Below are 6956 nucleotides of genomic sequence, written 5' to 3'. Positions count from 1 at the left end.
CGATACAGCCCGCTCAGCGCGACCCAGCGCGCCGAAATCGCAGAGCGATTTACTCGCCGGGCTTGACCTTCGCCATCGCCAGCACATCCAGCCGGCGATCGAGCTCCTCCAGCGACAGCTTGTCACCGATCAGTCCACGGTCGATCACCGTCTGGCGGATCGTCTTCTTCTCGGCCAGCGCCTGCTTGGCCACCTTCGCGGCTTCCTCGTAGCCGATCGCCGAGTTCAGCGGCGTGACGATCGACGGCGACGACTCGGCCAGCTCCCGCAGGCGCTGCTCGTTGGCCACGAGCCCGTCAATGCACTTCTCGGCGAACAGCTTTGACACGTTGGCCAACAGCTTGAACGACTCCAGCAGGTTGCGCGCCATCATCGGGATGTACACGTTGAGCTCGAAGGCACCCGACGCGCCGCCCATCGCGATCGCCGCGTCGTTGCCGACGACCTGGCAGGCCACCTGCGTCACAGCCTCGGGTATGACCGGATTCACCTTTCCCGGCATGATGGACGAACCCGGCTGCAGATCCGGCAGTTGAAGTTCGGCAAGACCGGTCAACGGCCCGGAGCCCATCCAGCGGATATCGTTGGCGATCTTGGTCAGCGACACCGCGATCACCCGCAGCGCCCCGGACGCCTCCACCAGCCCGTCGCGGGCCGCCTGCGCCTCGAAAGAGTCGACGGCCGTGCGCAATTCGGGCAGGCCCGTCTGCGAGACCAGCACCTCGACGACGCGCGCGCCGAATCCGTCCGGCGCGTTCAGCCCGGTGCCCACAGCCGTGCCGCCGATGGCCAGCTCACCCAGCCGGGGCAGACATCCGCGGACCCGTTCGATGCCCGCCTCGATCTGGCGGGCGTACCCGCCGAACTCCTGGCCCAGCGTCACCGGCACGGCATCCATCAGGTGCGTGCGGCCGGACTTGACGACGGTGCGCCATTGCCGCGCCTTGGCGGTCAGCGACTCGTGCAGCACCTCCAAAGCCGGAATCAGATCGCGCACAGCGGCTTCGGTCGCGGCGATGTGCGTCGCCGTCGGGAAGGTGTCGTTGGACGACTGCGACATGTTCACGTCGTCGTTGGGGTGCACCGTGACGCCGTTCTGCGCGGCGATGCTCGCGATCACCTCATTGGTGTTCATGTTCGAGCTGGTGCCCGAACCGGTCTGGAACACGTCGATGGGGAACTGGTCGTCGTGCAGACCGTCGGCGATCTCACCGGCCGCCGCGATGATCGCGTCGGCCTTCTCCGGCGCCAGCAGCCCCAGATCCTTGTTCACTTGCGCGCAAGCGCCTTTCAGCAGACCCAGCGCACGGATCTGGGTGCGCTCCAGCCCGCGCCCGGAGATCGGGAAGTTCTCCACCGCCCTCTGGGTCTGCGCGCGCCACAGCGCGTTGATGGGCACCCGGACCTCGCCCATGGTGTCGTGCTCGATGCGGTACTCGGTGTCGACGGCGCTGTCGGTCATGTGCTCCCTCGTTGTTTGTTACGGCAGAGGCTGGATGGCGTTGGAATCGCCGGTGAAATCGATGGCGGAGTATTCGTTGAGCTTGGACAGCCGGTGGTAGGCCTCGATCATCCGGACGGTGCCGGATTTGGACCGCATCACGATCGACTGCGTGGTGCAGCCACCGCTGTAGTAGTGCACGCCGTTGAGCAGGTCACCGTCGGTCACGCCGGTGGCGCAGAAGAACACGTTCTCCCCGGACACCAATTCCTCGGTGGTCAGCACCCGGTCGAGGTCGTGGCCGCGGTCGATCGCCTTCTGGCGTTCCTCGTCGTCCTTGGGCCACAGCTTGGCCTGGATCGCGCCGCCCATGCAACGGATGGCCGCGGCGGCGATGATGCCCTCGGGCGTGCCGCCGATACCGGCCAGCATGTCGGTGCTGGTGTTGGGCCGGCACGCCGAAATCGCGCCCGCCACATCGCCGTCGGAGATCAGCCGGCAGCGGGCACCGGCGGCGCGCACATCGGCGATCAGCTTCTCGTGGCGCGGCCGGTCCAGGATGCACACCGTCAGATCCGACACCGACAGGTTCTTGGCCTTGGCCACCTTGCGGACGTTCTCGCCGATCGGGGCGGTGATGTCGATGACGTCGGCCGCCTCGGGCCCGACCGCGATCTTGTCCATGTAGTAGACCGCCGAAGGGTCGAACATGGTGCCACGCTCCGACACCGCCAACACCGAGATCGCATTGGCCAGCCCCTTGCTCATCAGCGTGGTGCCGTCGATCGGGTCGACGGCGAAGTCGCACTCGGGGCCGTCGCCGTTGCCGACTTCTTCGCCGTTGTAGAGCATCGGCGCGTTGTCCTTCTCGCCCTCGCCGATCACCACGATGCCGCGCATCGACACCGAATTGACCAGCTCGCGCATCGCGTCGACCGCCGCGCCGTCGCCGCCCTCTTTGTCTCCGCGGCCGACCCAGCGGCCCGCGGCCATTGCTCCGGCCTCCGTCACCCGCACCAACTCGAGAGCGAGGTTGCGGTCGGGGGCTTCACCACGGGAGGGGCTCATGCGCAGATTGTCCCATTAGAGGATCGGCCGTCAGCAGCTGGGATACTGGCGGCATGACGACCCAGCCGCCGCCGAGCGGGCCAGATGCCGCCGGTCCACCGCCCAAGGTGGAGAAGCCGCGCCTGTTGCAGGACGGCCGGGACATGTTCTGGTCGATGGCGCCGATCGTGCTGGCCTGCATCGCGCTCGCCGGGGTGCTCGGCATGTGCTCGTTCCAGGCCAGCGGACCGGGCAGGGGCCCGGTGCCGACGTACGACGCACCCGCCGCGCTGCAGGCCGACGCCGACGCGCTCAAGATCCCGATCCGGCTGCCGGCGCTGCCCGAGGGCTGGCAGTCCAACTCCGGTGGCCGCGGCTCGATCGAGGACGGCCGCACCGATCCGTCCGGAAACCTGACCCGCGCGGTCACCTCGCGGGTGGGCTATCTCGCGCCGAGCGGCATGTATCTGAGTCTGACGCAGAGCAATGCCGACGAGGACAAGCTCGTCGGCTCCATCAACACCGACCTGGTGCCCACCGGGGCGCAGGACGTCCACGGCGTGAAGTGGGTGGTCTACGAGGGCGGCGAGGACGCCGAGCCGGTATGGACGACGCGGCTGGCCGGGCCGGGCGGTGCTGTCCAGCTCGCGATCACGGGCGCCGGCGGTACGGATGAGTACCGTACACTGGCGGCGGCGACGCAGACCCAGCGGCCGCTACCCGTGACCAGCCAGTGATCTAGGAGGCCCACCGTGACGGCTCGCAAATCCGAGGCTCCGGATCCGAATGTCGCCGGCCAGGCGGCTCCGGAGGCCGACCTCACCGGCTGGAGCGCCGCGCCGTTCACCGCGGCCGGGTTCACCTACGACGTCTACCGCAAGGGCGACGGCCCCGGTGTGGTCCTCATTCCCGAGATGCCCGGCCTGCATCCCGGTGTGCTGGCGCTGGGTAATCATTTGGTGGACAACGGCTTCACCGTTGCCGCGCCGTCGCTGTTCGGTACGCCTGGCGCGCCGGCGCTGAGCCTCGGCGCGATGGGGACGCTGGTACGCGGTTGTGTGGCAAAGGAATTCGCGGCGTTCGCCACCAACGCCGACCGCCCGGTGGCCCGGTGGTTGCGGGCGTTGGCGCGGGATCTCAACGAGCAGACGCCGGGTAAGGGCGTCGGGGTGATCGGGCAGTGCTTCACAGGCGGGTTCGCGCTGGCCGCCGCGGTCGACGACAGTGTGCTCGCCCCGGTGTTGAGCCAGCCGTCATTGCCGTTGCCGCTGACACCGAAACAGCGCCGCGATCCCGGACTGTCCGAGGGCGAGCTGAAGATCATCGAACAGCGCGCCGCCACCGAGGGCCTGTGCGCAATGGGGCTTCGGTTCACCCAGGATCCGATGGTGCCCGGCGAGCGGTTCAAGACGCTCAAGGACCGGCTCGGCGATGCGTTCGAGGTGATCGAAATCGACTCGGCGCCAGGCAATCCCGACGGGCTGGGCCGGATGGCGCATTCGGTGCTCACCGACCAGGTGCGTGAGGTCGACGGGCACCCGGCCTACGAGGCGCGCAAACGCGTGGTCGAATTCCTCACGGAGCGGCTGGCTGCTCAGTAGCGGGCTCGGGCTTCTTGGCCCAGCGCCGCCGCAGCCGCCGCATCCACTGGTTTTTCGGCTCCTCGTCGTCCTCGTGCACCTCGAGCTCGACGCCCTTGTACACCGCGAGGTAGACGCTGATCGTGGTGACGATGATGATCATCAGCACCGGACCGATGATGATGCCCCAGAACCCGAACATCGCGATGCCGGAGAACACCGCCAGCAGCATCAGCGCGGGATCCAGCCGGGCCTGCCTGGGTACCAGGATCGGCCGCAGAATGTTGTCGATGTTGGTGACCACCAGTAGATGCCAGATCACCACGAATGCGCCGCCGATGATGTTGCCGAAGAACATCATTCCGATACCGAACGGGATCGTGACGATGCCACCGCCGAGCGGGATGATCGACAGCGCCGTCAGCAGGATCGCGAAGATGAAAAAGCCGTCGTGGAAGCCGGCGAGGTAGATCGAGATCGCGCCCGCCACGCCCTGACACAGGGCTATCACGAACTGGCCCTTGACCGTTCCCTTCACCATCGCCCCGGTCTTGGCCAAATACAGGTCGGTGATCTCCTCGCCCAGCGGGTTGAGGCGACGGATCAGCGTGCGGATCTCCTCGCGGTTCACCAGCATCGAGATGAACACGTAGAGAAAGATGATCGACGCCGCGATGGCGCCGACCACCCCGCCGACCGCACCCTGCAGCAGCCCCAGCAGCCATTCGCCCACCCGCTGCGACACCGTGACCACCGCATCGCGCAGCGACTCGGGCGTGACGGTGATGTCCAAAAACGGCACGCGCGAAAGCAATTCGTTGACCAGCCGCAGCGTGCGGTCGCCCAGCGTGCTCAGATCGGTATCGGCGAGCCACCCGCTGACCGCGTTGACCATATGCGTGATCTGCACGATGGCGAGAAACACGAAACCGGCGACCGGCACGATGACCATCAACACCGCCGTCAACAGTGTCAAAGTGGCGGACAGGCCGGTGTTGAACCGGCGTCGCAGCCGTTCGTAGAGCGGGGTGAACAGGTACGCGCCGACGGCTGCGACGACGATGAGGACAAAGAAGTTGCGCAAAAAGTAAGCCCCGACAAGCAGGGCCAACACCGTGCAGACCGCCAGGGCGCGCTTTTGCGTGGTGGTGAATTCGTCGTTCATGCGCGCCCTTTCCGGGGAGAACCTTAACCCGGCCCGGGCCCGCCTGCCGTCGTTCCCGCCCGCTGACCGGCGCGTTGCTGGGCGACGAAGCGCATCGACAGACGCTGCATCAGCCCCGGCGCCAGCCGCGCGAACAGCCATTGTGCGTGTGCGCGCCGGGGTTTCACCAAAACCGCCTTGTTGCGCTCGACGGCGCGCAGCGTGTCATGCGCGAGCTTGTCGGCGTTGTAGGCGGTCTTGACGCCCTGGCCCGTCAGGAAATAATCGCGCCCGACGAAGCCACCGACGGCGCCTTTGTCGAGGATCGGAGTTTCCACGGCCGACGGGCAGACGACCAGCACGCCGACGCCGCGGGCCGCCGCCTCCGAGCGCAGCGCCAACGACATGCCGACGACGGCGTGTTTGCTCATCACATAGCTGGTGAGCTGCCCGGCGGCCGTCAGCCCCGCCATCGACGCCGTGTTGACGATATGGCCGTGGCCCTGCTTGATCATCTGCGGGTAGGCGGCCGCGACACCGTGCACGACGCCGCGGATGTTGATGTCGATGATCGCGTTCCACTGGTCCAGTGTCAGCAGTTCGGTGTCGCCGCCCCACACGATCCCGGCGTTGTTGAACATCAGATCCAACCGCCCCGCACGCGCCACCACCTCGTCGACGGCCGCCTGCACGGCCGTGGCGTCGGTGACATCGAGGCGCGCCGAACGGGCACCGATCGCGTCCGCAGTGCGGGCCGCCGCCTCACCGTCGATGTCGGTGCACAGCACCTCGGCGCCCGCGGCGGCCAGCGCCCGGCACAGCGCCGCGCCGATGCCCGAACCGGCGCCGGTGACGATCGCCTGCTTTCCCGCGAAAGTCACGACTGCTCAGCCAGTTTCATCACGTGACCCATCACGTCGGGATAGCGCTTGAGGTGCGCGCCGCCGTTGAGGTCCAACACTTCGCCGGTGAGCCAGGACGCCTTCGGTGAACACAGGAACACCACCGCTTCGGCGATGTCTTCGGGCTGCCCCGCGCGGCCGATCGCGGTGTTCTCCACATACTCCTCGACCACACCCGGCACCATCGCGGCCGCTTCGGTCAGCGGCGTGTGCACAAAACCGGGGGCGATGGCGTTGACGCGAATTCCCTTCGGCCCCAGCTCGAGTGCCGCCACCTGGGTGAGCATCGACAGCCCCGCCTTCGCGGCGCAGTATGCACTCATCCCGGCCCCGGGCTGGCGGCCGTTCAGCGACGACATCGACACCAGCACACCGCCGTCGCGCAGATGCCGTCCGGCGTGCTTGGCGACGATGAAGGCGCCGGTGAGGCAGACATCGATGACCGAGCGGAAATCCTCGACCGGCATATCCACGATCAGCCCGACATTGCTGAAGCCCGCGCAGCTCACCACGACGTCGACGTCGCCGGTTTCGTCGAACAGCCGCTGCACCGAGGCCTCGTCGGTGACGTCGACCTGCGCCGCGGTGTGTGGGTCACCGAGTTCGGCCGCTCGGGCCTTGGCCCCGTCGCCGTTGAGGTCGGCGACGACGACGCGGCAGCCGTCGGCGGCCAACGCCTTCGCGCTGGCCCAGCCGATGCCGGAGGCGCCGCCGACGACGATGGCGGTGCGTGGGGTGCTCATAACGCTCCTCAATTAGAAAGATGTCCTAGGCATCTTGGCCCACCGCCGAGCCCCGCACCAGCCCCGGTGTCGATCTCGACACAGCCTCAATGCGACGCA

Annotated in this window: 7 protein-coding genes; 2 read left to right on the top strand and 5 right to left on the bottom strand. The window is 67.6% G+C overall.

The genetic code is table 11. The annotated features are described in order from the left end of the window. Nucleotides 1–49: 49 nt before the first annotated feature. Together CWS39_RS20635 and glpX are read right to left on the bottom strand one after the other, a co-directional pair. Complete coding sequence (locus tag CWS39_RS20635; protein WP_102144780.1) at nucleotides 50–1462, bottom strand: class II fumarate hydratase; 1413 nt, start codon at nucleotides 1460–1462, stop codon at nucleotides 50–52. Nucleotides 1463–1480: 18 nt separating this feature from the next. After that, nucleotides 1481–2509, bottom strand: a complete 1029-nt coding sequence (gene glpX, locus CWS39_RS20630; RefSeq protein ID WP_102144779.1) for a class II fructose-bisphosphatase — start codon at nucleotides 2507–2509, stop codon at nucleotides 1481–1483. 53 nt (nucleotides 2510–2562) lie between these two features. Here glpX and CWS39_RS20625 point away from each other — a divergent pair, with 53 nt between their 5' ends. Together CWS39_RS20625 and CWS39_RS20620 are read left to right on the top strand one after the other, a co-directional pair. Continuing rightward, the gene (locus CWS39_RS20625; protein ID WP_102144778.1) at nucleotides 2563–3225 is read left to right on the top strand and encodes a DUF4245 domain-containing protein; all 663 of its coding nucleotides are present in this window, start codon (nucleotides 2563–2565) and stop codon (nucleotides 3223–3225) included. Between the two features lie 15 nt (nucleotides 3226–3240). Continuing rightward, nucleotides 3241–4089 carry a dienelactone hydrolase family protein gene (locus CWS39_RS20620; protein WP_102144777.1) on the top strand — a complete coding sequence of 283 codons (849 nt, stop codon included), beginning with the start codon at nucleotides 3241–3243 and terminating at the stop codon, nucleotides 4087–4089. On the opposite strand, the gene CWS39_RS20615 is transcribed toward CWS39_RS20620, so the two are convergent. The 3 genes from CWS39_RS20615 to CWS39_RS20605 are packed head-to-tail and all read right to left on the bottom strand — an operon-like array spanning nucleotide 4064 to nucleotide 6857. Beyond that, nucleotides 4064–5233 (bottom strand): AI-2E family transporter, encoded by a 1170-nt coding sequence (locus tag CWS39_RS20615; RefSeq protein ID WP_102144776.1) that lies wholly within the window; start codon nucleotides 5231–5233, stop codon nucleotides 4064–4066. The genes CWS39_RS20620 and CWS39_RS20615 overlap by 26 nt on opposite strands. A 23-nt stretch (nucleotides 5234–5256) precedes the next feature. Next, a complete protein-coding gene (locus CWS39_RS20610) occupies nucleotides 5257–6093 on the bottom strand; it encodes an SDR family NAD(P)-dependent oxidoreductase (RefSeq protein ID WP_102144775.1) in 837 nt (278 codons plus the stop codon). After that, entirely contained in the window at nucleotides 6090–6857 is a 768-nt protein-coding gene (locus CWS39_RS20605; protein ID WP_102144774.1) for an SDR family NAD(P)-dependent oxidoreductase, read from the bottom strand. The genes CWS39_RS20610 and CWS39_RS20605 overlap by 4 nt, the downstream gene beginning before the upstream one ends. Between the last annotated feature and the right edge of the window lie 99 nt (nucleotides 6858–6956).

It is taken from the genome of Mycobacterium hubeiense, assembly GCF_002838065.1.
In the GTDB taxonomy this organism is placed as follows: Bacteria; Actinomycetota; Actinomycetes; order Mycobacteriales; family Mycobacteriaceae; genus Mycobacterium; species Mycobacterium hubeiense.
Note: the sequence above shows the minus strand (reverse complement) of the source record. Positions and strands in the feature narration are given on the sequence as shown.

Bases quoted from the DNA above. Each gene is read 5' to 3' on its own strand.
- CWS39_RS20635 (WP_102144780.1), bottom strand. From the start codon at position 1,462: ATGACCGACAGCGCCGTCGACACCGAGTACCGCATCGAGCACGACACC.
- glpX (WP_102144779.1), bottom strand. From the start codon at position 2,509: ATGAGCCCCTCCCGTGGTGAAGCCCCCGACCGCAACCTCGCTCTCGAG.
- CWS39_RS20625 (WP_102144778.1), top strand. From the start codon at position 2,563: ATGACGACCCAGCCGCCGCCGAGCGGGCCAGATGCCGCCGGTCCACCG.
- CWS39_RS20615 (WP_102144776.1), bottom strand. From the start codon at position 5,233: ATGAACGACGAATTCACCACCACGCAAAAGCGCGCCCTGGCGGTCTGC.
- CWS39_RS20605 (WP_102144774.1), bottom strand. From the start codon at position 6,857: ATGAGCACCCCACGCACCGCCATCGTCGTCGGCGGCGCCTCCGGCATC.